The sequence below is a fragment of the Streptomyces sp. NPDC051218 genome, from assembly GCF_044455475.1.
GTDB lineage: Bacteria > Actinomycetota > Actinomycetes > Streptomycetales > Streptomycetaceae > Streptomyces.
In genome coordinates, this window is record NZ_JBITEU010000008.1 from 384,370 (window position 1) to 407,423 (window position 23,054).

Here is a 23,054-nt window from a genome sequence, read left to right on the forward strand (position 1 = left end):
TCCTCGCGTCACTCATGCCGCGGCTCGTCTGGGTGACCGCGGAAGCTCCAAAGAAGAGAACTTTACGTAGCGACGGGCCCCTCTACCAAACGCGGACGGTTCACGCACGCTTCGACGAGCCCCGCGAGCTCCTCCCGCACACTGCGCGCCAGAACATCCAGGTCCGGCACGGCGGCCGCGTCCGCGACCAGACCGAAGTGCACCCGGCCCCGGTAGGTCGACACCGCGACCGCGAGCGCCTGTCCCTGGGCCAGCGGCGCGAAGGGGTACACGGCGGTGAGCGGGCAGCCCCCGAGCCTCAGACCCAGGCTGGGCAGCGGGACGCTGGTCACGAGGATGTCGAAGAGCAGCCGCGCGGCCTGTGCGACGACGGGTCCGCCGATGCGGTGGCCGAGCGGCGGCACATGATCGGCGAGCAGGGCGACGGCGCCCGCGCCGCGGCCGGGCCCCGCGTCCTTGTTGCGGTCCATGGCGGCCCGCACCGCCCGCAGCCGCCCCACCGGGTCCGGATCACCCACCGGAAGACGGACCAGATACCCGGAGAGCCGGTTGCCCGGCGGCTGCGCGGTGCGCGGCCTGCGCCGGGAGACGGGGACCAGGGCGCGCGGCTCCACTCCCTCGCTGCCGTCGCCCCTCTCGTCGAGCCAGCGGCGCAGGGCTCCCGCGACCACGGCGATCAGTACGTCGTTGACGGTGCCGCCGACGCTCTTGCGCACGCGGTGCACGTCGTCCAGGTCGAGCAGCACTCCCGCGGTGCGCCGCGTACCGGTGGCCCGGGACGTGAGGGCGGCCGATGACCGTACGCCCCAGGTGGCGCGGGCGACGGAGGAGCCGATGTCCAGGGCCTGTCCCACGTCGCTGACGGTGGCGCGGACCAGTTCCGGGAGCTTGCGCGGGTCCGTCAGCCAGGACCACCGTGAGGGCTCGGGCCCGGCGGGCGCCGGACGCGCGGCGGGCAGCTCGGTGGGGTCCATGACCGCGGCGGCGAGCATCAGGGCACGCAGCCCGTCGGCGAGGGCGTGGTGGAACTTGAAGAGCACGGCGAAGGAGCTGCCGTCGTCCCCCGGCAGCACATGCGCCTCCCACGGCGGCCTGCCGCGCTCCAGGGGCCGCTGCATGAGCGCGCCCGCCACGGCGTGGAAGTCCCCCGTGGGCTCGGCGAGGCGCACGTGGTCCAGCGGGTCGAAGGCGGGCGCGGCGGCGCGGACGGCCCCGCCGACCGGCAGCCACACGGAACGGATCAGCAGGCGCAGTCCTGGCACGGTGACCGCACGCGCGGCGAGCAGCTGGGCGGCGCGCTCGGCCGCGTCCGGCGAGTCGGCATCGAAGACGCCGAGGGCCCCCAGGTGCATGGGGTGCTTTGCGGACTCGATGTTCCAGAAGGCGAGGTCGAGGGGTGCGAGCAGGTCGGAGGAGTCAGCGGTCTGCGCTTTCAACGGGGTCAACGGGCTGCTCTCGCGTCGAGGACGATGCGGGGGTGGCGTGAACGTGCAGTCAATCGCCGTTGCACGACTACGGTCAAGTACGATCAAGCTACGCACAGTTAACAACAGATTAAGGCCCGCCTCTCCGGGAGAGGCGGGCCTTGTGGTGTGCAAGTGACGTATGGACTACGTCACTTCAGCGATGTACGAGCCGTGTCACTTCAGCGCGGGCGGCGCGGCATCCTGCGACGTGCCCCACTCCGAGGGCTTGTCGCCCACCGTGAAGGAGAGTTCGCGGGTGTCGCGGATGTCGTCGGTCGTCAGATATGTCTTGCCGTAGTCGGCGCCGTCCGTGCGCGCCGACTGGATGTACCGGTCGGTGTCCGACGTGCCCGGCGCCTTCACCGTGAGACGGCCCTTCGGGTAGTAGCGGCGATCCAGCTTCAGGTCGACACGCTCGAAGACGGGCGTCGACAGACCCCAGGTGTCCGTGCCGGGCTGGACCGGGAAGATACCGATCGAGGAGAGCACGTTCCAGGCGGACATGGTGCCGAGGTCGTCGTTCCCCGTCATGCCCGTCGGGGCATCCGTGAAGAGGGTGAGCGCGGCGTGCACGACGTCGGTGGTCTTCCACGGCTGCCCCGTGGACAGATACGTGTACGGGGCGATGAGGTCGGGCTCGTTCTGCGGGTTGTACTTGTCCGCGTTGTAGTAGTCGTACGGGCCGTTGACCCACACCTCGCGCGCGGTCTTCGCCGGGTCCTTCAGGAGCTGCTCGTAGGCGAAGAAGGAGTCGAGACGGTCGTTGGTGGCCTGCTTGCCGCCGATGAGGTCGACCATGCCGGGCAGGTCCTGCGGGACGAGCCACTGGTACTGCCAGGACGTGCCCTCGTGGAAGCCCTCGCTCTTGGCCGGGTCCGCGGGTCCGGTGAAGGCGCCTTCGGCGTCCCGCGCGCGGAAGAATCCGGTCGAACCGTCAAAGATCTTCCGGTAGTTCTGCGCACGGTCCGCGTACCGCTCGGCATCGGCCTTGTGCCCCAGGTCGTCGGCCATCTGACCGAGCATCGCGTCCGAGAGCGCGTACTCCAGCGTCGCGGAAGCACCGTGGTCGTAGTCCGAGTCGCCGGGCTTGGCGTGCGGGCGGCCCTTGATGTACGGCGCGAAGCCCTCGCTCAGGTATTCTTTGTTGGCCTCGCGGCCCACGGGCGCGGAGTCGGCGGGCGGCACGCCGTCCGCGTTCTTCTTCAGCGCGCGGTACGCCTCCTCCTCGTGCCCCTTGAGCAGGCCCTGCTGGTAGGCGTTGGTGAGGAAGGGGGTGACGGGGTCGCCGGTCATGATGTTCGTCTCGACCGTGCCGTAGCCCCACTTGGGCAGCCAGCCGCTCTCCTCGTCGATCTTCAGGACGGAGAGCGCCATGTCACGCGACTCGTGCGGCGCGAGCAGGGCGAGGAGCTGGGCCTGGGTGCGGTAGGTGTCCCACAGGGACCAGTTCTGGTAGTACGTGAATCCCCCGTCATCAGTGGCCCGGTGGATCTTCTGGTCCCAGCCCGTGTACCGGCCGTCGACGTCGCTGCCGATGTTCGGCGCGAGGAACGAACGGTAGAGGGACGAGTAGAACGTGCGGCGCACGGTCTCGCTGCCGCCCTGCGCCCGCACGTCGTCGAGCCGGTCCTCCCACGCGGAGTCAGCGGCCTTCGCGACACGGTCGTACGAACGCCCGCCCTCCGCGCGGAGGTTGAGTGCGGCGCCCTTGGCATCGACGTACGACAGTGCGGTGGTCGCCTCGACCGTGCGGTCCTTGGAGGTGTCGAAGCGGACGTACGCGCCGTTGCGCTCCTCGCCCGCCGACGACTTCTTGGAGCCGGCGGTGACGGTGTCGCCCTTCCAGGTGCCCGACGTCGTGAAGGGCCGGTCGAAGCGCGTGATCGTGTAGACGGTGTACGGCTTGGTGTCCTGGCAGAAGCCGCTGCCGGTGATCGCCGTGCGGACCGTGCGGCTGTCGAGGATCTCGACCTTGGTGCTGCCCGTCTTGTGCAGCGACTGGCCCGCGTTGAGCAGGACGTTGGCCTTGTCGGTGGCGGGGAAGGTGTAGCGCTGCACGCCGGTGCGCTTGGTGGCGGTCAGCTCGGCGTCGATACCGGACTTGAGGCCCACCTCGTAGGAGCCGGGGCGCGCCTTCTCGTCGTCGTGGCTGAACTCCGCCGCGTACTTCGCGTAGTCCGTCTCCTTGAGGTCGCCCGTGGTGGGAAGCACCGGCAGGTCGCCGCCCAACCCGCAGCCCACGCCCGACAGATGGACGGTCGAGAAGCCGCGGATGTGGGTGTCGGAGTGGTCGTAGCCGGTGTTGTGCCCGGTGTCGGGCGAGAACTGGACCATGCCGAAGGGCACGGCCGCTCCGGGGTAGGTGTTGCCCTCGTTCTCCGTGCCGATGAACGGGTTGACCAGGTCGGTCAGTCGGCCGCTCGCTGCTTCCGCTGTGTCCGCAGCAGGGGCGGCCTGCGCCGCCGGGATGGCGAGGGCTCCCCCGAGGAGCGTGGCCGCGGCCACCGCCACCCCCGTACCGCGTAGCCGTTGGGTCCATCTCATGGGTGGGAACGCCTCCTTGGACAACGTTGTCAGAGCGCGGAACGCGATCATTCTTCGGGGGTCGCGTCGCGTGCGTCAAGGGGTGGGAGGCGGGGAGACGACGACGGCTCTCAGCCGGTGTGCAGCCACACCCTCAGCGACCCGATCGGAGTGAAGCCCTGACCGACCGCGGCAGCCAGGCTCTCGCCGCTCTCGTAGCCGACGACGGGCAGGCCGGGCCAGAGCCGGGCGACCTCCGCCAGACAGCCGGCCCAGGCGGACTCCTCGTCGGCCGATGTGAAGAGGTTGGAAACACCCACCACCGACGCGGCGCGGTTGGCGACGGCGCCCGCGACGATCCGTCCCTCGGCGTAGGCCGCCAGGAATTTCGTGTCGTCGCAGAGCAGCCCGGGGCGGAACAGGCCCGTGCTCGCGTCGCCGTCGTTCCACGCGGTCTCCCACGCGGGCAGGGACTCGGCACTCTTGAGCGGCTCCCAACCGAGGTGCGCACCGGCTGGTGCTCCCACTTCCCGGCGGATCCACCGGGCCTCGAACAGCACCTCGAAGCCCAGCGGCTCCAGGTCGAGGCAGGCGAAGCTGTCCTTGACGGAGCAGCCCGGTGACGCGGTGTCGATCCGGGCCACCAGGTCGGCCGCCGACGCCTCGGGGGTGAGCGAGACGGCATCGGGATACAGCGGCGGGGTGCGCCGCGCGCTGCTCCAGACCCCGGCCCCGAACTCCCCCGGCACCCCGTGCGCGCGACACACCGCGTCGCACCACTCGGCGTTGTTGCGGGCCGCGGCCCGCACCCACTCGCTCTTGCTTTCGCTCTCGCTGATCACGGGCTGATGGTGCCAAGCAAGCGGGACGCCGTCCACGGGATAAGGCGCTCCGGCCCACCGGGCCGGAGCGCCTTCACCGCGTCAGGAAGCCGGGCATCCCGCCGGGTCCGGCCGCGACGCGTCGCTGATCAAGGCTTCATGTGCCGCCTTGAGCCGCTTCACGTCGGGCTTGACGACCCTGCGGTCGTACGTCAGCAGACCGTTCAACTCGCCCTCCACATCCGAGATTTGGGTGTAGACGGCGCCGTTGCCGCCCTTGCAGGCGAGCGCGCGCACCTCGTCCAGCTTGGTGAGGTAGTCGTCCGTGTACGTCGCCGGGTCCACGTCGACGTAACTCTGCTGGACGGACCACGCGTGGCCGGGCACCGCGAGTCCGAGGCCGCCGTACTCCCCGTTGATCAGGGCCCGTTCACCGTCGGGCTTGGGCGGGAGTGCCGGGCTCGGGTAGCCGTGTTCGTCCATGATGTCGCCGGTGCCGCCGTCGCGCCCGAGGTTGAGGCCCGACATGCCGTTGACCAGGCGGGTCGGGTCCCAGGACTTGGCCTGGGTGGCGATGCGGCCCTCGTCGTACTGGCCCCAGCCCTCGTTGAAGGTGACCCACATGACGATCGACGGGTGGTTCGCGTGCTCGTCGATCATCTGCTTCATCTCGGACTCGTACTGGGCGCGGGCAGCCGTGCCCGGGTTGCGGCCCGCGTCCATCGACGGCATGTCCTGCCAGACCATGAGGCCCAGCTTGTCCGCCCAGTAGAACCAGCGGTCGGGCTCCACCTTGATGTGCTTGCGCACCGAGTTGAAGCCCATCTCCTTGTGCATCTTCAGGTCGTACGCGAGCGCCTCGTCGGTCGGCGCCGTGTGCAGGCCGTCCGGCCAGAAGCCCTGGTCGAGGGTGGCCATCAGGAACTGCGGCTTGCCGTTGAGCATGGTGCGCGGCGTGCCGTTCACCTTCTCGACCGCGATGGTGCGCATCCCGAAGTAGCTCTTGACGTTGTCGCGGCCGACGGTGACCTTCAGGTCGTAGAGGAAGGGATCGTCGGGCGACCAGAGGTGCGGGTCGGCGATCTTCAGCTTGAGTGGGCTGCCCGTGCGTCCACTCGCCTCCGCGACCTTCTTCTTGCCCTCGTACGCGACCGCCCTGACCGGCACGCCGTCGCGCACGCCCTTGGGCTCGACGGTGACCTGCTTGGTGGCCACGTCGGGCGTGATCTTCAGCGAGTCGGCGTGGTCGGTCGCGACCGGCTCCATCCAGACCGTCTGCCAGATGCCGGACGACGGGGTGTACCAGATGCCGCTGGGGTCGAGGCGCTGCTTGCCGACGGGCGGGTTCTCGCCGTCCTTGGAGTCGGTCGGGTCATAGACGCCGACGATCAGCTCCTGCGTCTTGCCCGGCTTCAGCGCGTCGGTGATGTCGGCGCTGAACTTGTCGTAGCCGCCCTTGTGTTCGGTGACCTTCTTGCCGTTCACGAAGACCTCGGAGTGCCAGTCGACGGCGCCGAAGTTGAGCTTGAGGCGTTTGCCGTCGCCGACCTTCCAGCCCTGGGGGACGGTGAAGGTCCTGCGGTACCACATGCGGTCCTCGTGCCGTTCCAGGCCGGAGAGCTGGGACTCCACGGGGTAGGGGACGAGGATCTTCTCGTCGAGGTTCTTGCCGAACGGGGGCTTCTCGCCGGCCTTGGCCGATGCGAACTGCCAGGAGCCGTTGAGGTTGCGCCAGGCGTCGCGTGTCAGCTGGGGGCGCGGGTACTCGGGGTGCGCGTTGCCGGGACCCACCTCGTCGGCCCACTTGGTGCGCAGCTCGTGCGTGGAGTGGTTGGGGCCGCTGGTCCAGAACGCGGCCACCTCCTTGCCGTTGTCGCCGGTCAGGCCGCCCTTGCCGTCGTAGCGGAGGTCGGCGGTGCCCTTGGCGTTGCCCTCCTTGTTGCCGACCACCGGCTCCTTGAGGCCGACGATGAGCGCGCGCGGGTCATCGGGGTCGGCCTTGACCGTGCTGATCGGCCACTTGGCGCCGCCGATGACGGCTTCGATGTGGCCCGCGAGGTCCGCCGGGGGCGCGCCGATCTCCTGCGCGAAGTCGAGCTTCAGAGTGCGGCCGTCCTTGAGGACCGTGGCGGCGGTGGCCCCGTCGTACTCGAAGCCGTCGGGGAGGCGGAAGGCCGACTGCGGGACGGCTTCCTTGCTGCCGCCGGGCTCGGTCCAGCGCAGGTGCAGGTTCGAGCCGCCGTAGTGCTCGAAGTACTCGACCTTGATGTCGTAGGCCTTGCCGGCCGTCAACTCGACCGGCTGCGCGGTCTGTTCCTTGTCCCAGTCGTCGACCCAGTGGTCGATGGCGAGCTTGCCGTCGACCCAGAGCCGGAAGCCGTTGTCGCCGACCATGGAGAAGGTGTGGGAGCCGGTCTTCTCCGGGACGACCTTGCCGGTCCAGCGGACGGTGGCGTCGTCGGCCTTTCCGGTGGCGAAGGTCAGACGGGGGTCGAGGTTGTCGAAGTCGATCTTCTGGTCGAAGCCGGTGGCCTTGAGCTCGTGGAAGTCGAAGGCTCCGGGGGCGGACTGGGTGTAGTACTCGCCCTTCAGGCCGTGGATCTCGGGGGGTTCGTCGGCGGCTGTCGCGGCGGGGACCGCGGTGAGTCCGGCGAAGGTGAGGGCGACGGTGAGCAGCAAAATCAGTCGCTGCCTGACGCGTCTGGCTCGGATGGGGCGCACAGATCCTCCGTAGCTCGAAGCGGTGCTTGAAGGCTGAGGAAGGGGGTGACGGAAGGCCGGGGAAGGGGGTGGCGGCCCGGCGCCGCAGTCTGTACAACGAATCTGTACAACGTTGGAAGGAACGGCAGTTGGCATGACAGCACGCTCTCCGGCGCGCTGTCCAGGGCCATGACAAACACCCCAGGACAGGGGTGCACCTTGACTCAGGGAGCTGCACGTGCGGGTTAGCCTCAAGGACGTCGCGGAGCGCGCGGGCGTCTCCATCAAGACCGTCTCGAACGTGGTGAACAAGTATCAGCACGTCACCCCGGCGATGCGGGCGCGCGTACAGGAGGCCATCGACGAGCTGGGCTACCGACCGAACTTGACGGCACGTCACCTGCGCAAGGGCCGTACGGGGATCATCGCGCTCGCCGTTCCCGAGCTCGGCAACCCGTACTTCGCCGAGCTGGCCGGCGCGGTCATCGACGCGGCGGCCGAGCACGACTTCACCGTCCTGCTCGACCACACCCGCGGCGAACGCGAGCAGGAGGTCCTGGTCAGCCAGGGTTTCCGGGCCCGGGTCATCGACGGCCTCATCCTGAGCCCGCTGGAGCTCGAATCGGCCGACCTGCTCGGCCGCGAGGACGACGTGCCGCTGGTCCTGCTCGGCGAGCGCCAGTACGACCTGCCCTACGACCACATCGCGATCGACAACGTCGCCGCGGCGCGCACGGCGGTGCGTCATCTCATCGGCCGCGGCCGCTCACGCATCGCGTACCTCGGCGCCCGCACGGACTCCGCGAACCAGCCGGCGAACCTCCGACTCCAGGGCTGGCGCGAGGAGTTGACGCAGGCGGGGATCGCCGCGCCGGACAATCTGGTGGGCCCGGTCGGCGGCTGGAACCGCTGGGACGGCGCGAAGGCGATGGCGCGGATGCTGGACGCGGGGGTGCGGCCCGACGCGGTGTTCGCGTACAACGACCTGGTGGCGATCGGCGCGATGCGCGTACTGCACGAGCGGGGTCTGCGCGTGCCGTGGGACGTGGCGGTGGTCGGCTTCGACGACATCGCCGAGGGGCAGTTCGGGGCGGTCACGCTGACCACGGTCTCGCCGGACAAGCAGGCCATCGCGCGCCTCGCGGTGGCTTCGCTGCTGCGGAGTCTGGAGGGCTCGGGAGAGATCGCCGGACGGGAACTCGCTGCGGAATTCCGCCTGGTGGAGCGCGAGAGCACGCTGGGCCGACGCTGATCTGCGGACGGGCTCCCCTTGCGCGGAGGGTTTACAGCCTCCTTCCAACGATGTAAAAAGCTCCCCGTACCGCCGAGTTGACCGTAAGAGCCGATCCTCCCGTGAGCGCTCTCAGCGCCGGGGCCGCGCCGTTTTGGGGACTCCATGATGCCGACCACACGCCTTAGCCGCACCTCAGCCAGGACCCTCCTCGCCGCCGGCATCGCCGCGAGCCTCGCGCTCGCCACCGGGTGCGCCAAGTCCGAGGACGACGGCGACAAGAGCTCCGCGTCCCAGGACCAGGGCGACTCGGGGCAGGTCGTCTCGGAACCGAGCGAGGGCAGCGGCCCGACCTGCGCGATAGACGCCTACGGCGGCAAGAAGCTCGACCTCAAGAGCGCCACCGTCGGCTTCTCCCAGTCCGAGAAGGAGGCCAACCCCTTCCGCATCGCGGAGACGGCGTCCATCAAGGCCGAGGCGAAGAAGCGCGGCGTCAAGCTGCTCACCGCCAACGCCCAGTCGCAGTTCTCCAAGCAGATCAGCGACGTCCAGGACCTCATCGCCAAGGGCGCCGACCTCCTGGTCATCGCGCCGCTGAACTCCGACGGCTGGGAGCCGGTGCTGCGCTCGGCCTCCGCCAAGCACATCCCGATCATCACCATCGACCGCAAGATCAACGCCAAGGCCTGCAAGGACTACGTCAGCTTCATCGGCTCGGACTTCGTCGAGCAGGGCAAGCGCGCGGCCGACCAGATGATCAAATCGACCGGCGGCAAGGGCAAGGTCGCGATCCTCCTCGGCACGGCGGGCAACAACGTCACCACCGAGCGCACCAAGGGCTTCGAGGACCGCATCAAGGAGAAGGCCCCCGACCTGAAGGTCGTCTTCAAGCAGACGGGCGAGTTCGCCCGCGAGAAGGGCCAGTCGGTCACCGAGAACCTCATCCAGTCCAAGCCGGACATCAAGGGGATCTACGCCGAGAACGACGAGATGGGCCTCGGCGCCGTCAACGCCCTCAAGGGCGCGGGCAAGAAGGCCGGTGACGTGAAGATCGTGACGGTCGACGGTACGCGCAACGCCGTGCAGGGCATCGTCGACGGCTGGATCGACGGCGTCATCGAGTCGAACCCGCGCTTCGGCCCGCTCGCCTTCCAGACCCTGGACACCTTCACCAAGGGCACGAAGGTCTCGCAGGACATCGTCATCAAGGACAGCGCCTACACGAAGAGCAACGCCGAGGCGGACCTCGGCAAGGCGTACTGACATGTCGGACGTCCTCTCGGTGTCGGCCCTCACCAAGACGTTCCCCGGCGTACGCGCTCTCGACTCGGTCGACTTCACCGCGCGCGCCGGCGAGGTGCACGCCCTGATCGGCGAGAACGGCGCGGGCAAGTCCACGCTCATCAAGGTCCTCACCGGCGTGTACGCCCCGGACACCGGCAAGCTGACGTACAACAACCGCCACATCACCTTCGCCACCCCGCTCGAGGCCCAGCACGCGGGCATCTCCACCATCTACCAGGAGGTCAACCTCGTCCCCCTGATGAGCGTGGCCCGCAACCTCTTCCTCGGCCGCGAGCCACGCGGCCGACTGGGCCTCATCGACTTCCGCCGCATGCACCGCGAGGCGGATGAGGCCCTCAAGCGACTCGGCATCAGCGTCGACGTACGCCGCCCGCTTCGCGAACTCGGCGTCGGCACCCAGCAGATGGTGGCGCTGGCCCGAGCGGTCTCGGTCGACGCGCAGGTCGTCATCATGGACGAGCCGACGTCGTCCCTCGAACCCCGCGAGGTCCAGACCCTGTTCGGCGTGATCCGCATGCTGCGGGACCGCGGCATCGCGGTGATCTACGTCAGCCACCGCCTGGAGGAGCTCTACGAGGTGTGCGACACGGTCACCGTCCTGCGCGACGGCAAGCTGGTGCACACGGGCCCCATCGCGGAACTCGACCGACTACGCCTGGTCTCGCTCATGCTGGGCCGCGAGGTCGGCGAGGTCCGCGAAGAGGGCGTGACCAAGTTCTCGGGAGAGCACGCCCCGGAGACCGAACCAGTCCTCCGTGCAAGCAATCTGACGATGCGCCACCACCTGCACGGTGTCTCCGTCGAGATCCGGCCCGGCGAAGTGGTGGGCCTGGGCGGCCTGCTCGGATCGGGCCGCAGCGAGACGGCGAAGGCGATAGCGGGAGCGCTGCAACCGGACTCCGGAACCGTACAGATAGCTAGCCGCCCCGTGCGCACCGGCTCACCCCCGGCGGCGATCCGAGCCGGGATCAGCCTCCTCCCCGAGGACCGCAAGGCCGAGGGCATAGTGCCCGGCCTCTCGGTCCGCGAGAACATCGCCCTCGCGGCGCTCCCCCGCCTGTCCCGCCTCGGCCTGGTGAACGAGGCCGCGATCGACTCCATCGTGGACACCTTCATGAAACGCCTGCGCATCAAGGCGTCGGGCCCCCACCAGAAGGTGGGCGAACTCTCGGGCGGCAACCAGCAGAAGGTCCTCCTGGCCCGCTGGCTCGCGATGAACCCCAAGGTCCTTCTCCTGGACGAACCCACCAGGGGCATCGACATAGGCGCAAAGGCCGAAGTCCAAAAACTCATAGACGAACTGGCCAACGACGGCCTTGCGGTCCTCCTCATCTCCTCCGACATGGAGGAACTCATAGAGGGCTCAGACCGAGTCATAGTCCTCAAGGACGGCACGGCGATCGAAGAACTGACAGGCACCCAGGTCACAGAGGACGCCCTGATGCGAGCGATAGCGACCACAGGGGTCCCCGGTGAGTGACCGACACCCGGTGACGGCCTGCCGCCGCCATTCCGACCTGAGGGGACGTGCCGGTATGTCTGCCCGGAGCACGGTTCGCTGCGCTCCGGTGCCGAAGCACCAAGACGGCCACCGGACGATAGCGAGGACGGACATACCGGCGCGGCCCCGCCCCACAACCGGACCAGAGGCGAAAGCCCGCACCCGACAGCTGACCCGGAGCACACGAAGTACACGGAGCACACGAAGCACACGAAGCACACGAAGCACCCGGAGTACCCATGACTGACCTCGCCCTGGGCCGCTCAGCGGCAGACCGCGAGCGATACCTCCGCCTCCTCCAGGACTACGGCGTCTACGCAGGCGTAGCCGTCCTGCTCCTGCTCAACATCGCCCTCACCCCCCACTTCCTCTCCGCCGAGAACTTCCGCACCCAGGCAGTACAGGTAGCCCCGGTCCTCATCGTCGCCCTCGGCATGGCACTGGCCATCGGCAGCGAAGGCGTGGACCTCTCCGTGGGCTCGGTCATGGCCCTCTCCACGTCCCTCCTCTCCCTCTACCTCGGCTACGGAACGTGGATCGCCCTCATCGTCGCGGTGATAGGCGGCGCAGCCATAGGCATCGCCAACGGCTCCCTCATCGCCTTCATCGGCGTCCAACCCATCGTCGCCACACTGGCGTTGATGGTCGCGGGCCGCGGCCTCGCCCTCGTACTCCTCCCCCAGCTCAAGGACGTACGCGACCCGACGATGGCATCGCTCGGGTCCGGCGCCGTCCTCGGCATCCCCTACCTCGTCCTGATCGCGGCAGCGCTCGCGCTCCTGGTCGCCTTCGTCGTCCGCCGCACCACCTTCGGCCGCCAGCTACTCGCCATCGGCGACAGCCGCCCCGCAGCCCGCCTCGCGGGACTCCCCGTACGCCGCGTCCTGATCCTGGTCTACGTCTGCTCCGGAGCACTGGCGGCCATCGCGGGCGTCCTGGCGACAGCCCGCCTCACCGCGAGCGACCCGACCTCACTGGGCAACCTGATGGAACTGTCCGCGATCACCGCGGTCGTGGTCGGCGGCACCCCGCTCAGCGGCGGACGCGTACGGATCGGCGGCACGGTCGCGGGCGCCGTACTGATCCAGCTGCTCACCGCCACGCTCATCAAGCACGATCTGCCGCCCTCCTGGACGCAGATCGCCCAGGCCGTAGTGATCATTCTCGCCGTCTACGCGGCACGGGAGAGGGGCAAGCGGTGACCGGCACCGTCCTATCCGAGGCCAAGCCCATGAAGAAGCCAGAGGACGAGCCGACCGGCGCGAGCCGCTCCGAGCGCGTCAGCGCACTCGCCCAGCAGCACGGCGCCCTGGTCACCCTGGTGGTCGCCGTCATCGTCGCGTCGCTCAGCTTCGACACGTTCCTGACCGGCGACAACCTGGAGAACATGGCGGTGTCCTCCGCGTTCCTCGCGGTCGTGGCGCTCGGCATGACGTTCGTGATCATCACCGGGGGCATCGACCTCTCCGTGGGCTCGCTCTTCGCCCTCGGCGGGGTCCTCGCGGCCTGGGGTTCCCAGTACGGAACAGCGGTGGCCCTCCTCCTCCCCCTGGCCGTCTGCGGACTCATCGGCCTCGTCAACGGCCTGCTCATCGCCCGCTCACGCCTCGCCCCCTTCATCGTGACGCTGGCCGCGATGCTGGGCGCGCGCGGCATCCTGCTGTCCATCACCGACGAGGGCTCCAAGACCTACCTCGTCGACAAGGACTCGTTCTTCGCGACGCTCGGCCAGGGCAAGGTCCTCGGCGTCGGGGCCCCGGTCTGGATCACCCTCGCCCTCTTCGTCGCCGGCGCCGTGGTCCTGCGCCGCAGCCGCTTCGGCCAGTACGTGTACGCGGTCGGCGGCAACGAGGACGCGGCGGCCCTCATGGGCGCGCCGGTGGCCCGCACGAAGGTCACCGTGTACACCCTCTCCGGCCTGTGCGCGGGCCTGGCGGGAGCGCTCAACGCGGCCTGGCTCGTCTCGGGCGTCACCATCCTCGGCTCGGGCATGGAGCTGGAGGCGATCTCCGCGGTCGTCATCGGCGGCACGCTGCTGACCGGCGGGTTCGGCTTCATCAGCGGATCACTCGTCGGCGTACTGCTCCTGAAGGTCATCCAGAACGTCATCAACCAGATCGGTTCGCTCGACTCCGCCTACCAACAGGTGGTCAGCGGCGCCTTCCTGGCGCTCGTGGTGATCGCGCAGACATGGCTGGGGCGCAGACGGCGGGTGCTGTAGCCGGCCCACCCGACGTCTGCGCCGGGCGCTACATGGGGACGATCTGTCCCTTCCCCAGCGCGATCACTCCGCCCTTGGACACCGTGTAGAGCTCTTCGTCCCGCTCGGGGTTGACGCCGATCGTCGCCCCGGGCGGGACGTCCACGTTCTTGTCGAGGACGGCGCCCCGCACCACCGCTCCCCTGCCGACGCGGACGTTGTCGTGAAGCACCGATCCCTGGACGACCGCCCCGTCCTCGATCGTCACACCGGGCGAGAGCACGGAGCGTGTGACCTGCCCCCGGATGACGCATCCGGGGCTGACGATGGACTCGCTGGCGATGCCCGCCGCGCAGAACTTGGCGGGCGGCAGGCCGCCCGGGTGGGTGTAGATGGGCCAGCGCCGGTTGTCCAGGTTGAAGACCGGCTGGTCGGAGATCAGGTCCATGTGCGCTTCGTAGTACGCGTCGAGCGTGCCGACGTCACGCCAGTAGCCGTGGTCGCGCGCGGTCTCCCCCGGCACGTGGTTGTCGTCGAAGTCGTACACCTGGGCAAGGCCGCGCTCGGTGAGCATGGGCAGGATCGAACCGCCCATGTCGTGCTTGGAGTTGGCGTCCTCGGCGTCCTGCTGGAGCGCGTCGACGAGGGTCTTCGTCGTGAAGACGTAGTTGCCCATGGAGGCGAAGACCTCGTTCGGCGATCCGGGCAGGCCCGGCGGGTCGCTGGGCTTCTCCAGGAAGCGGTCGACGCGCAGGCCGTCACGTGCGGGTGTGATGATGCCGAAGGACGACGCCTCCGAGCGCGGCACGCGGATTCCGGCCACCGTCACCCCGGCGCCGCTCTCGAAGTGCTGGCCGAGCATCTGCCGGGGGTCCATGCGGTAGACGTGGTCCGCGCCGAACACCGCGATGTAGTCGGGCTGTTCGTCGTGGACGAGGTTGAGGGACTGCAGGATCGCGTCCGCGCTGCCCGAATACCAGCGCGGGCCCAGGCGTTGCTGGGCGGGGACCGGAGTGACGTAGTTGCCGAGGAGGCTCGACATCCGCCAGGTGGTGGTGACGTGCCGGTCCAGGGAGTGCGACTTGTACTGGGTGAGCACGCAGATCCGCAGGATGTCGCCGTTGACGAGATTGGAGAGGACGAAGTCGACGAGGCGGTACGTGCCGCCGAACGTGACCGCTGGTTTGGCCCGGTCGGCCGTGAGGGGCTGCAGGCGTTTGCCCTCACCGCCCGCCAGGACGATTCCGAGCACCGAAGGTCCACCGCGCATCGCGCCGCCCCCTTAACTGGGATCACTTGGACTCGAGTAACTCCGCGTACACATCGGTCGTGCGTCGCGCGACCGCGTCCCAGCCGAACTCCCTGACGGCCCTGTCGCGTCCGGCCTCGCCCATACGGCTCGCGGTGCGCGGATCGGTGACCAGTTCGTTCAGGGCCTGCGCGAGCCGCGCCTCGAAGGCCGCCGGCTCCTTCTCCTCGTACGGGACGAGGAGCCCCGTACGTGTGTCGGCGACGACCTCGGGGATGCCTCCGACGTCCGATGCCACCACTGGGGTGCCGCAGGCCATCGCCTCCAGGTTGACGATGCCGAGCGGTTCGTAGACGGAAGGGCAGACGAACACCCGGGCGTGCGTGAGGAGTTGGATGACCTGCGGGCGCGGCAGCATCTCCGGGATCCAGTGGACTCCCGCGCGGGCACGGCTCAGCTCCTCGAAGAGGGTGTGGAACTCGGCGTCGATCTGTGGGGTGTCGGGGGCTCCGGCGCAGAGCACGAGCTGGGCGGATGGGTCCAATTCCTTGGCGGCGCGCAGCAGATGGGGTACGCCCTTCTGCCGGGTGATGCGGCCGACGAACAGCACGTAGGGCCGCTCGGGGTCGATCCCCAGCTGTTCGAGGACGTCCGTGCCGGGGTCGGGGCGGTACAGGCCGGTGTCGATGCCGTTGTGGACGACGCGCACCTTCGCCGGGTCGATGCCGGGGTAGCAGCCGAGAATGTCGGCCCGCATGCCGCGCGATACGGCGATCACGGCGTCGGCGGCCTCGACGGCGGTGCGCTCGGCCCAGCTGGAGAGGGCGTAACCACCGCCGAGCTGCTCGGCCTTCCAGGGGCGCAGCGGCTCCAGCGAGTGGGCGGTCATGACGTGCGGGATGCCGTGCAGGAGCTTGCCGAAGTGGCCCGCGAGGTTGGCGTACCAGGTATGGGAGTGGACGAGGTCGCACCCGGTGAGGGCGGCCGCCATGGACAGGTCCACGGAGAAGGTGCGCAGGGCGTCGTTGGCGCCGTCGAGGGAGTCCCACGCCTGGTGCCGTACGGGCCCGCGGGCGGAATCGCCGCTCCCCCAGCAGTGCACGTCGACGTCTACCAGCGCCGCTAACTCCCGTGCGAGGAACTCGACATGGACTCCGGCGCCGCCGTAGACGTCCGGCGGATACTCCCGCGTGAGCAGTCCCACTCGCACGCAGAATCCTCCGTCCGTCCGCCTCAGCCGTCGGTCGCCCGCCCCCTCATGGTCACCCAGAAGCGTCCGGCGGGGAAGAGGCCCGCACCGACCTCTGGGGCGGCCGGTCGAAGCAACAGTCGCCGCACAGACCGCCGTTCGGGCAGCGGTAGTAGAGGCAGCAGCTGCGGCGGCGGAACGCGGTGCCGGTCCGTGTGCCGGTGCCGCGCAGGTCGGGGTGGTCGAAGAGTTCGGCGGCAAGGGCCCGTGCGCGCTCCCCCACGTCGGTACGTCCGCCGCGGCGGGCCCAGGTGTCCAGCTCGCGTGCGGCGCCGGCGAGCGCGGAGCCCGCGTTGCCCCACAGCAGCGGCGCCGAGATCCGGTGGCGTGTGCGCAAGGCGTCGGCCAGGGGCGCCAGATGGCCGTGCTGCACGATGTCCCGGATGTTCGCGGCGTCGCCCGGCCGCGTCCGCACGTCCGTCAGCCACAGGTCGTCGGGCGAGCTGCCGTCCGCGTCCCAGTGCAGCAGACCCGGATCGAGGTCGGGCACCACGCCGTGCAGCGCTGCCGAGCCGAGCGCCACCGACCACAGCCGCGCCGCGAGCCCCAACTGCGCCACGGACACCGCGATGCGCGCGTCCGGCGCTCCGAGCCGGGCGGCGACCTTGTCGACGCGGAACGCGAGGGGCCCGCTCTCCCCCGCGTACACCCTTGCCAGGGACGTCACTTGGGGACCGTCGGGCGGCGCCCCCGTGCGCAGGGCGAAGAATCCGCCGACGGAGCCGACTTCGGTCAGGTCGAGTGGGGTGGTCACGAGAGCAGAGCCTAGGCGTCCTTGCGGAACAGGGCCGTCCACAGGAAGGGCTCGCCGAAGTACGCGGAGTCGGCCGGTTCGTCACGCATGCGGCGCAGCTCGATCTCCGTGAGGTCGGAGAAGATCCAGCGCAGCGACTCCGGTGTGTAGGCGAGGCCGCCCTGGAGCCCGGAAGCGCGGTAGAAGTCGGCGTCGGGCAGCTCGGAGCCGGATCCTGCCTCTCCGGCGGCGAAGGCGGTGAGGGCGAGGTGGCCGCCGGGGGCGAGGGCACGGTCGAGCAGGGAGAGGTAGCTGACGCGGCGGTGGGGCGGCAGGTGGTGGAAGCAGCCCGAGTCGTGGATCAGGTCGTACGGGCCGCTCAGTTCGGTATCCGTGAGCGCGAAGGCGTCACCGCGGTGGAAGCGGATGTCCGCCCCGGCTTCGCGGGCCCGCTCCTCGGCCCAGGCGACGGCCGCCGGGGAGAGGTCGACGGCGTCCACCTGGAACCCCAGGGAGGCCAGGTACAGGGAGTTGCGGCCGGGCCCGCAGCCCAGATCGAGGGCTCGGCCGGGCGTGAGCAGGTCACGGGCGACGTACGAGGCCAGGTTCTCGTCCGGTTTCGCCGCGAAGAAGGGCACCGGCCGTGAGCGGTCGTCGTAGAAGCCGTCCCACCAGCTCGACGCGTCCGCGGTCCACCGGTCGGCTTCCGGCGCGAACAAGCCGTCCATGAGCTTCAGTACGTCGTCGACCGTGCGTATGTTCCGGTGCATCCGGACCCCTTTCCACGAAGGTCAAGAATACCGGCGAGCACCATAAAAGACCAGGTCAGAAGCCATATTGTCCGCCTCTCCCGACCCTTCCGGTAGCTTGGAAGAGAGTGCGCGGCGGGCCGTTGGCGCAAAGATGTTCGAGATTCTGGATGATCCACCGAACCGCGGCGTAACCCACCCGGGGGAGGACATCTCCCGGGTCGTACTCCATCGGCAGTAGGACTCAATGCCTGCTGAGGTACGACGACGTGGAGCGAAATCCGCGAGATCGTAGTGAGTATGGAAGCCGACCGTTCGCCGCGCCGGACGCCCCGGGCCCACCAGGGGGCGCAACGCAAGCCGTGGAGCACCTCATGAGTGCCCTCACGGTCGCCGTGCTGCTCTCCCTCGTCTCCGCCGTGGCGTACGCGGGCGGGGCCATTCTGCAGGAGCGCGTCGCCGTCAGCACGCCGGAGCGGCGGTACGCACCGCTGCGCCGCGGCGTCTGGTGGGTCGCGATCGCGCTGAACGGCCTCGGCGCGCTGCTCCACGTGGTGGCGCTGGCGTACGGGCCGCTGAGCGTGGTGCAGCCGCTGGGCGCCCTGACCATCGTCTTCGCCCTGCCGATGGCCGCCCTCTTCGTGCGCCGCAAGGCAGGGGCCACCGCCTGGCGCGGCGCGATCATGGCGACCGTGGGTCTCGCCGGGCTGCTCTCGCTGACGCAGTCGGCCGACGCGCAGTCCCTGAACGACGCCGAGCGGGTCATGGTCGCTCTGGTGACGGCGGGCGCCGTGGTGGCGCTCATGGTCGTGGCGCACGCGGTGCACCGTCATCCGGTGGTGCGCAGCGTGCTGCTCGCCAGTGCGGCGGGCGTCGCCTTCGGTATCGCCTCGGTGTTCACCAAGACGGTGGCGGTGGACTGGGAGGCGAGCGAACCCCTGACGCATCAGCTGCCGAGCCTCGCCGTGATCGCGGTCCTCGCGTCGGCCGGTGTGCTGATCTCGCAGGCCTCGTACCGCGGGGCGGGCCTGGCGGCTCCGCTGTCGACGGTGACGGTCGTGAACCCGGTCGTGGCAGCCGCGGTGGGCCTCACGCTCTTCGGCGAATCGTTCCGCTACGGCTCTGCGGGTACGGCCGTGGCCCTGGGCTTCGGAGTGGTCGCGGCGGGTGGTCTGATCCTGCTGACCACGGAGCGGATCGGCGCGGCGCAGGGTGCTGCGGCGTCGACGGTGCCGGTGGCAAAGGGCGGCCCCGCGGCGACGGAGGCCGTGGAGCCGAAGGCGCGGGCGCACGAGCTGCCCGCACTGCCCACCCAGCCCGCGGCCGGGCCGCACCGGCGGGTGCTGTTCCGCCACGGCCACGGCCGTGAACGCATCGGCTCCTGATGGCTGACACCGCTCGCGGCTCGTCCTGAAGCTCCTGGGGGTTCCCCAGGAGCTTCGGTTCTGCGCTCTTCCGCGGTCAGATCCGGACGCCGCCGGCCCGCAGGTACGCGAGCGGATCGACGTCGGAGCCGAAGCCGGGGCCCGTCCGGATCTCGAAGTGCAGATGCGGGCCCGTGCTGTTGCCCGTCGACCCCGAGCGCGCGATGCGCTGCCCCGCGCCCACCTTCTGCCCTGCCTTGACGGTGAGCGCCGAGAGATGGCCGTACTGGGAGTACTTGCCGTCGGCGTGGCGGATCACCACTTCGTAGCCGTAGGAGCCGCCCCAGCCGGACGAGACGACGGTGCCGGCCGCGACGGCCTTCACGGAGGTGCCGGTGGCCACGGCGAAGTCGACCCCCGTGTGGTAGCCCTTCGACCAGGAGCCGCCCGCGGCGCGGTAGGGGGTGCTCGGCGACGCGGCCACCGGCGAGGCGAAGCCCTGCCCGGCCTGCGCGGGCTTCGCCTTGTTCGGCTCGGCCTTCTCGGCCGCGGGCTTCGGCTTCGGTTTGGGCTCCGCACGCTGCTTCGGCTCGGCCCGCTGCTTCGGCTCCGTGCGCTGCTTCGGCGCGGCCTGCGGCTGTCCCGCCTTCTTCTGGGCGGCCTGCAAGGCGAGCCGCTGGCCCGGCGTGATCAGGTCGGGGTCGCCGCCGATCGTCGAGCGGTTGGCCTCGTACAGCTGCTGCCAGCCGCCGTTCACCCGGCGCTCGTCGGCGATCTGGGAGAGCGTGTCACCGCGCACGACCGTGTACATCTGGCCGCGGCCCGCGGTGGACTGCGGGGTGACGTCCGGCTTGACGTCCTTGACCTCGCGCTGGGGGGCCTTGGGCGCCGTCTTCTTGGGCGCGCTCGCCGGCGTGATGTCGGGCGCGTCACCGCCCCGGGTCAGGCCCGCCCGCTCCGCGCAGACCGGCCACGCCCGAGGGCCCTGCGCCTTGAGCACCTTCTCGGCGACGGCTATCTGCTGGTCCTTGGTGGCGCGGTCGGCGCGCGGGGCGTAGGCCGTGCCGCCGTACGCCTCCCAGGTGGACTGCTTGAACTGCAGGCCGCCGTAGTAGCCGTTGCCGGAGTTGATGCTCCAGTTGTTGGTGGATTCGCAGGCCGCGACCTTGTTCCAGGTGTCGACGTCCGCAGCCTCCGCCGTGCCCGTGCCCATCAGCGGCAGCGCCATCCCGGCGCCGCCCGCCGTGACGGTCAGCGACGCACGGTTGATCCGGTTCGGCTGATACCGGCGGTGCCGCCCGCGTAAGGCCATGGGAGCTCCCTCAGTCACACACTGCACAGTCACGTCGGACACACGACAAGGCGGCAAGTTAGCCGGTCCGACCGAGCCGTGACAAGAGTGCGCGACCGAGGGGGCGCCCGACTCGTCAGCGCTTCAAGTGCTTCGGGATCCACTGGAGTTGGACACTCTGCTGGTAGGGGCCGCCGCCCTCATGATCGTTGAAGGAGTAGACCTCCATCGAACGTTCCGACCCCGTGTAGGCGTTGTGCGCGGCGAATACCGTGGACGGCGGGCACGTCATGTCCTCCAGGGCCGTCGAGAAGAGCGCGGGCGCCGTGCCCCGCGCCGCGAAGTGCACCCCGTCGAAGTAGGAGAGCGTACGGAAGACGCTCTCCTCGACGCCGCGCTTCGCCTTCATGTAGAGCGCGATCTCCCGGTAGGGCGGCCGGTCGGTGAGGGTCGTGGCGCGCGGGAAGTCGCACAGGAACGGCACGTCGGGCGCGATCGCCGCCAGGTCGTGGACGAGTCCGCCGACGGCGAGCGTGATCCCGCCGCCCTGGCTGCCCCCGACCGCCGCGACGCGCGAGGAGTCCACCAGCGGATGCGCGCGGGCCGCCTCGACGGCCCGTACGGCATCGGTGAAGACGCGCCGGTAGTAGTACTCGTGCGGATCCTCGATGCCGCGCGTCATGTAGCCGGGGTAGGCGGGCCCGCTGCCGACCGGGTCGGGGGTGTCGCCCGCCGAACCTCCGCCGCCCTGCCCCCGGGTGTCCATCACGAAGTGCGCGAAGCCCGCGGCCGACCACAGCAGGCGCTCGTGCGGCAGGGCGCGGCCGCCTCCGTAGCCGATGTACTCGACGACGACGGGCAGCGGTTCGGTCGTCCCCGCGGGCAGTTTCAGCCAGCCCTTGACGGGGTGGCCGCCGAACCCGGCGAACGTCACGTCGAATACGTCGACCGTGCTCAGGTGCGCGTCGACGGGAACGAAGCGGGCGTCCAGGTCGTGTTCGCGTGCGGCCGAAAGGGTCTTCTCCCAGAACGCGTCGAAGTCCTGGGGCTCGGTCACGTCGGGGCGGTAGCGGCGCAGTTCGTCGAGCGGCATGTCGAAATGGGGCACGGGCGGCTCCTCCGTCGGACACAGTGTCGGAATGTCACGCTACGCCGCGGGGCGATACTGGCGAACACCACCGGCACTTCCACCTCCAGGAGCCACGGCATGAGCAGCACGTCAGCCCAGATCGGTGTCACTGGCCTCGCGGTCATGGGGCGCAATCTGGCCCGAAACTTCGCACGCAACGGCTACACCGTCGCCCTGCACAACCGCACGGCGGCCAAGACCCACGCCTTGGTGGAGGAGTTCGGCGACGAGGGCGATTTCATCGCCACCGAGACCGCCAAGGAGTTCGTCGCGGCCCTGGAGCGCCCGCGCCGCCTGGTCATCATGGTGAAGGCGGGCGAGCCCACGGACGCCGTGATCAAGGAGTTCGCGCCGCTCATGGAGCCGGGCGACATGATCATCGACGGCGGCAACGCGCACTTCGCGGACACCCGGCGCCGCGAGCGTGAACTGCGCGAGCAGGACATCCACTTCGTCGGCACCGGCGTATCGGGCGGCGAGGAGGGCGCGCTGCTCGGCCCGAGCATCATGCCGGGCGGCTCCGAGGAGTCGTACGCCTCGCTCGGTCCGATGCTGGAGAAGATCTCCGCGAAGGCGAAGGACGGATCGCCGTGTGTCACGCACGTCGGCCCGGACGGCGCGGGGCACTTCGTGAAGATGGTGCACAACGGCATCGAGTACGCCGACATGCAGCTGATCGCCGAGGCCTATCAGCTGCTGCGCGATGTGGCGGGCTACTCCCCCGCGCAGATCGCGGACATCTTCCGCACCTGGAACACCGGTCGCCTCGATTCCTACCTGATCGAGATCACGGCGGAGGTCCTCAAGCACGTGGACGCCGCGACGGGCGAGCCGTTCGTCGACGTGGTCCAGGATCAGGCCGAGCAGAAGGGCACCGGCCGCTGGACCGTGCAGATCGCCCTCGACCTGGGCGTTCCGGTGTCGGGCATCGCGGAGGCCGTGTTCGCAAGGTCGCTGTCGGGCCACTCCGAACTGCGGGCCGCGTCAAAGGACTTGGCGGGCCCGAAGGCCCGGACGCTGACCGGGTCGGAGGCAGCGGCGTTCGCCGACCAGGTCGAGCAGGCGCTGTACGCCTCGAAGATCGTGTCGTACACGCAGGGCTTCCACGAGGTCGCCGCGGGCAGCGAGGAGTACGGCTGGGACATCGACCTGGGCGCGGTCGCCGCCATCTGGCGCGGCGGCTGCATCATCCGGGCCGCCTTCCTTGACCGCATCCGCGCCGCGTACGACGCACGCGCGGATCTGCCGAGCCTGCTCTCGGACAAGACGTTCGCGCAGGAGATCGGTGCGGCCCAGGACGACTGGCGGGCGGTGCTGGTCGCGGCCACCCAGCAGGGGGTCCCCACGCCGGGCTTCTCTGCGGCCCTCGCCTACTACGACGCGCTGCGCGCGGACCGGCTTCCGGCCGCGCTCACGCAGGGGCAGCGGGACTACTTCGGGGCGCACACCTATCGGCGTACGGACCGCGAGGGGTCGTTCCACACGCTGTGGGGCGGGGACCGCTCGGAGGTCCAGGCCTAGGGCCTGAAGGGCCTGCCAGTAG

17 protein-coding genes are annotated in these 23,054 nt (G+C 69.9%); 7 read left to right on the forward strand and 10 right to left on the reverse strand.

What is annotated here, in order from left to right; genetic code table 11:
* Positions 1 to 62: 62 nt before the first annotated feature.
* From ACIBCK_RS25230 to ACIBCK_RS25245, 4 genes are all read right to left on the reverse strand, one after another.
* Positions 63 to 1,445 carry a wax ester/triacylglycerol synthase family O-acyltransferase gene (locus ACIBCK_RS25230; RefSeq protein ID WP_399393727.1) on the reverse strand — a complete coding sequence of 461 codons (1,383 nt, stop codon included), beginning with the start codon at positions 1,443 to 1,445 and terminating at the stop codon, positions 63 to 65.
* A 195-nt stretch (positions 1,446 to 1,640) separates the two neighbouring features.
* Positions 1,641 to 4,010, reverse strand: a complete 2,370-nt coding sequence (locus ACIBCK_RS25235) for a GH92 family glycosyl hydrolase (protein WP_399393728.1) — start codon at positions 4,008 to 4,010, stop codon at positions 1,641 to 1,643.
* A gap of 110 nt (positions 4,011 to 4,120) precedes the next feature.
* A complete protein-coding gene (locus ACIBCK_RS25240; protein WP_399393730.1) occupies positions 4,121 to 4,831 on the reverse strand; it encodes a hypothetical protein in 711 nt (236 codons plus the stop codon).
* Positions 4,832 to 4,912: 81 nt separating this feature from the next.
* The gene (locus ACIBCK_RS25245) at positions 4,913 to 7,522 is read right to left on the reverse strand and encodes a PA14 domain-containing protein (RefSeq protein WP_399393961.1); all 2,610 of its coding nucleotides are present in this window, start codon (positions 7,520 to 7,522) and stop codon (positions 4,913 to 4,915) included.
* A gap of 226 nt (positions 7,523 to 7,748) precedes the next feature.
* Here ACIBCK_RS25245 and ACIBCK_RS25250 point away from each other — a divergent pair, with 226 nt between their 5' ends.
* The 5 genes from ACIBCK_RS25250 to ACIBCK_RS25270 all read left to right on the forward strand — a co-directional run bounded on the left by ACIBCK_RS25250 (position 7,749) and on the right by ACIBCK_RS25270 (position 13,768).
* Positions 7,749 to 8,762 carry a LacI family DNA-binding transcriptional regulator gene (locus ACIBCK_RS25250; RefSeq protein ID WP_399393731.1) on the forward strand — a complete coding sequence of 338 codons (1,014 nt, stop codon included), beginning with the start codon at positions 7,749 to 7,751 and terminating at the stop codon, positions 8,760 to 8,762.
* 144 nt (positions 8,763 to 8,906) lie between these two features.
* Positions 8,907 to 10,004, forward strand: coding sequence for an ABC transporter substrate-binding protein (locus ACIBCK_RS25255; RefSeq protein ID WP_399393733.1), 1,098 nt, complete (start codon positions 8,907 to 8,909; stop codon positions 10,002 to 10,004).
* Position 10,005: 1 nt separating this feature from the next.
* Positions 10,006 to 11,526, forward strand: coding sequence for a sugar ABC transporter ATP-binding protein (locus tag ACIBCK_RS25260; protein ID WP_399393735.1), 1,521 nt, complete (start codon positions 10,006 to 10,008; stop codon positions 11,524 to 11,526).
* Positions 11,527 to 11,786: 260 nt separating this feature from the next.
* Positions 11,787 to 12,749 (forward strand): ABC transporter permease, encoded by a 963-nt coding sequence (locus tag ACIBCK_RS25265; protein ID WP_399393737.1) that lies wholly within the window; start codon positions 11,787 to 11,789, stop codon positions 12,747 to 12,749.
* Between the two features lie 29 nt (positions 12,750 to 12,778).
* Positions 12,779 to 13,768, forward strand: a complete 990-nt coding sequence (locus ACIBCK_RS25270) for an ABC transporter permease (protein ID WP_399393963.1) — start codon at positions 12,779 to 12,781, stop codon at positions 13,766 to 13,768.
* A gap of 28 nt (positions 13,769 to 13,796) precedes the next feature.
* Here ACIBCK_RS25270 and glgC read toward each other — a convergent pair whose 3' ends face one another.
* From glgC to ACIBCK_RS25290, 4 genes are read right to left on the reverse strand one after another with little or no spacing between them, the layout of a single operon-like run.
* Positions 13,797 to 15,017 carry a glucose-1-phosphate adenylyltransferase gene (gene glgC / locus ACIBCK_RS25275; protein ID WP_399393739.1) on the reverse strand — a complete coding sequence of 407 codons (1,221 nt, stop codon included), beginning with the start codon at positions 15,015 to 15,017 and terminating at the stop codon, positions 13,797 to 13,799.
* A gap of 22 nt (positions 15,018 to 15,039) precedes the next feature.
* Entirely contained in the window at positions 15,040 to 16,206 is a 1,167-nt protein-coding gene (glgA, locus tag ACIBCK_RS25280; protein ID WP_399393741.1) for a glycogen synthase, read from the reverse strand.
* Positions 16,207 to 16,258: 52 nt separating this feature from the next.
* On the reverse strand, positions 16,259 to 16,999 hold the full coding sequence (locus tag ACIBCK_RS25285) for a (2Fe-2S)-binding protein (protein WP_399393743.1): 741 nt from the start codon (positions 16,997 to 16,999) through the stop codon (positions 16,259 to 16,261).
* 11 nt (positions 17,000 to 17,010) lie between these two features.
* Positions 17,011 to 17,748 carry a class I SAM-dependent methyltransferase gene (locus ACIBCK_RS25290; protein WP_399393745.1) on the reverse strand — a complete coding sequence of 246 codons (738 nt, stop codon included), beginning with the start codon at positions 17,746 to 17,748 and terminating at the stop codon, positions 17,011 to 17,013.
* Positions 17,749 to 18,101: 353 nt separating this feature from the next.
* Between ACIBCK_RS25290 and ACIBCK_RS25295 the strand changes: the two genes are divergently transcribed.
* The gene (locus tag ACIBCK_RS25295) at positions 18,102 to 19,112 is read left to right on the forward strand and encodes a DMT family transporter (protein ID WP_399393747.1); all 1,011 of its coding nucleotides are present in this window, start codon (positions 18,102 to 18,104) and stop codon (positions 19,110 to 19,112) included.
* A gap of 76 nt (positions 19,113 to 19,188) precedes the next feature.
* Here ACIBCK_RS25295 and ACIBCK_RS25300 read toward each other — a convergent pair whose 3' ends face one another.
* A complete protein-coding gene (locus ACIBCK_RS25300; RefSeq protein ID WP_399393749.1) occupies positions 19,189 to 20,403 on the reverse strand; it encodes a transglycosylase family protein in 1,215 nt (404 codons plus the stop codon).
* Positions 20,404 to 20,518: 115 nt separating this feature from the next.
* Entirely contained in the window at positions 20,519 to 21,490 is a 972-nt protein-coding gene (locus ACIBCK_RS25305; RefSeq protein ID WP_399393751.1) for an acetylxylan esterase, read from the reverse strand.
* Between the two features lie 99 nt (positions 21,491 to 21,589).
* Here ACIBCK_RS25305 and gndA point away from each other — a divergent pair, with 99 nt between their 5' ends.
* Complete coding sequence (gene gndA / locus ACIBCK_RS25310) at positions 21,590 to 23,032, forward strand: NADP-dependent phosphogluconate dehydrogenase (RefSeq protein ID WP_399393753.1); 1,443 nt, start codon at positions 21,590 to 21,592, stop codon at positions 23,030 to 23,032.
* Positions 23,033 to 23,054: the final 22 nt, after the last annotated feature.